Annotated in this window: 3 protein-coding genes; 2 read left to right on the plus strand and 1 reads right to left on the minus strand. The window is 72.9% G+C overall.

Translation table 11 applies throughout. The features are described 5' to 3' along the window. Both prmC and F9K34_RS18550 read left to right on the plus strand, forming a co-directional pair. Positions 1–709: peptide chain release factor N(5)-glutamine methyltransferase (gene prmC / locus F9K34_RS18545; RefSeq protein ID WP_291338580.1), on the plus strand; the 709-nt coding region annotated here is incomplete at its 5' end. 275 nt (positions 710–984) lie between these two features. After that, positions 985–1,662 carry a DUF4167 domain-containing protein gene (locus tag F9K34_RS18550; RefSeq protein ID WP_291338581.1) on the plus strand — a complete coding sequence of 226 codons (678 nt, stop codon included), beginning with the start codon at positions 985–987 and terminating at the stop codon, positions 1,660–1,662. An 8-nt stretch (positions 1,663–1,670) separates the two neighbouring features. On the opposite strand, the gene rsmA is transcribed toward F9K34_RS18550, so the two are convergent. Further along, positions 1,671–2,513, minus strand: coding sequence for a 16S rRNA (adenine(1518)-N(6)/adenine(1519)-N(6))-dimethyltransferase RsmA (gene rsmA, locus F9K34_RS18555; RefSeq protein WP_291338582.1), 843 nt, complete (start codon positions 2,511–2,513; stop codon positions 1,671–1,673). Positions 2,514–2,602 lie beyond the last annotated feature (89 nt).

A 2,602-nucleotide genomic window follows, 5' to 3' on the forward strand; every position in this document is an offset into this window, starting at 1 on the left:
GCCCGAGGCAGCGGCACGTTTCGCCGCCGCCGTCGCGGCCCGCGCCGCCCGCCAGCCGGTCGCCCAGATCACCGGCCGGCGCGACTTCTTCGGGCGCAGCTTCCGCGTCACCCGCGACACGCTCGACCCCCGCCCCGAGACGGAACTGCTTGTCGCGGCGGCGCTGGAACGCCCCTTCGTGAAGATGCTTGACCTCGGCACCGGCACGGGCTGCATCCTCCTTTCCTGCCTCGCGGGGATGCCCTTCGCCACCGGCACCGGCACCGACATCTCGGCCGCGGCGCTGGACGTCGCGCGGGAGAATGCCGGCCGCCTCGGCCTCGACGCGCGGGCGCGGTTCCTCGTCTCGGACTGGTTCGCCGGCGTCACCGGGCGCTTTGACCTCATCGTGTCCAACCCGCCCTACCTTGCCGAGGCGGAGATGGCCGCGCTCGCGCCCGAGGAGCGTGACTGGGAGCCGCGGGGGGCGCTGACGCCCGGGGGCGACGGGCTCGACGCCTACCGGGCGATCGCCGCGGGGGCCGGGGCGCGGCTCATGGCCGGGGGACGGCTGATCGTGGAGATCGGGCCGACGCAGGCGGCGGCGGTCGCCGCCCTTCTCGTCGCGCAGGGCTTCGCCGCGCCGGAGGTGCGCCCCGACCTCGATGGCCGCGACCGGGTGGTGATCGCCGTGAAGGCCGGCGACGGATCGGACTGCGGCGCGGCCTGAGCGGGCTTTCCCGCGCGGTCCGGGGCGGCCGGCCTGTCCGTGGCATTTCGGCACGTTTCCCGCCTCCGGCCGCGCTAACTGGCCTTTTCTTGAAGAATCCGCTTGTCAGGCGCGGCGCATCGTGCATTAAGGACCTCGTGACGGGCTGGTGGTTTTCACTGCCCGCTGCGCCTCGCCCGGAAATATCTCGATCCGCGATCGCGCCCGGTACGGTGGCGACGCAGGCCGACAGGGCAGGCGGAAGAACAGCCCTAGGCTCGGACAGACAAGAACACATGAGATCATCCAAATCCCGTTCGCGTTCGAAATCGAACCGGCAGCGTTCGCTTGGCAATGTCGTCAATCGGGTCTTCGACTCCTCGGGTCCCGAGGGCAAGGTCCGCGGCACGCCGCAGCAGATCATCGACAAGTACCTGATGCTGGCCCGCGACGCGCAGCTGTCCAACGACCGCGTGGCCGAGCAGAACTTCCTCCAGCATGCCGAGCACTACACGCGGATGTTGGGCGAGGCGCAGCGCGAGATGAGCCGCGAACACGAGATGCGGCAGGGACAGCAGGGCGAGGGCGGGCAGAACGGCGGCCAGGGATATGGCGGGCAGGGTCAGGGCGGCCAGAACGGCCACCACGGCCAGCCAAACGGCGACCGCCAGCCGCAACACCACCGCCCGCGCTACGAGGACCGGGCCGAACGCGAGGCGCCCGAACAGCACCCGGCCGGCCCCGCGCGCGAGGAGGAGGCGGACGAAGGCCCCGGCCTCGTCGAGACGCCCGAGGCGCGGATGGAACAGCGCCGCTCCGCCGTGATGATGCCGGAGCTGCCCGTATCCGACGCGCCGGAGGCGGCGGCCGCGGAGCCGTCGGCACAGCCGAAGAAGCCGCGCGGGCCGCGCAAGCCCAGGGAAAAGCGCGGCGATGCTGAGGGCAAGGAGCCCTCGGCGGACGCGGCCGAGTAGGCCCCCGCTCAATCCGCCGCGACGATCCGGGCGAGCGTGCAGAACGCTTCCAGTGACACTTCCTCGGCCCGCGCGGTCGGCGCAATGCCGGCCGCGACGAGCTTCGCCTCGATCTCCGGCGCGACGCCCCTGAGGCTCGCCCTGAGCATCTTGCGGCGCTGGTTGAACCCGGCCGCCACGATCCGGCTCAGCACCTTCGCGTCCGCCGGAAACCGCGGCGCGGGCAGGGCGGTCAGCTGCACCACCGCCGAATGGACCTTGGGCGCGGGCGTGAAGGCCTCGGGCGGCAGCACCATGACGATCCGCGCCTCGCACCGCCACTGCGCGAGGATCGCGAGCCGGCCGTAGGCCTTCGTCCCCGGCCGGGCCACGATCCGCTCGGCCACTTCCTTCTGGAACATCAGCGTCAGGCTCTGCCAGAAGGGCGGCCATCGGGGCGGCGTCAGCCAGCCGGTCAGAAGCTCGGTCCCGACGTTGTAGGGAAGGTTCGCTACCACCCGGATCGGCGGGGTCAGCCGGGCCGCCGCGTCGACCTCAAGCGCATCGCCGTGGACGACCTCCAGCCGCCCCGGCCAGGCGGAGGCGATCTCGGCCAGGGCGGGCAGGCAGCGTTCGTCCTTCTCCACGGCCAGCACATGCCGCGCGCCTTCGGCGAGCAGCGCGCGGGTGAGACCGCCGGGACCGGGGCCCACTTCCAGCACGTCGCAGTGCGCGAGATCGCCTGCCGAGCGCGCGATCTTTGCCGTCAGGTTCAGGTCGAGCAGGAAGTTCTGCCCGAGCGCCTTCCTCGCGGCCAGACCGTGGCGCGCGATCACCTCGCGCAGGGGCGGCAGCCCGTCAATCGCGGCCATGCGCCCCGCCTTCCATGGGGCGCCGGACACGACCGGCGCGCGCCCGCGCGGCGCGGCGGGCGCGAGGGGGCGCCACCGTCGCCATCACC

It is taken from the genome of Albidovulum sp. (genome assembly GCF_008933605.1).
In the GTDB taxonomy this organism is placed as follows: Bacteria; Pseudomonadota; Alphaproteobacteria; order Rhodobacterales; family Rhodobacteraceae; genus Albidovulum.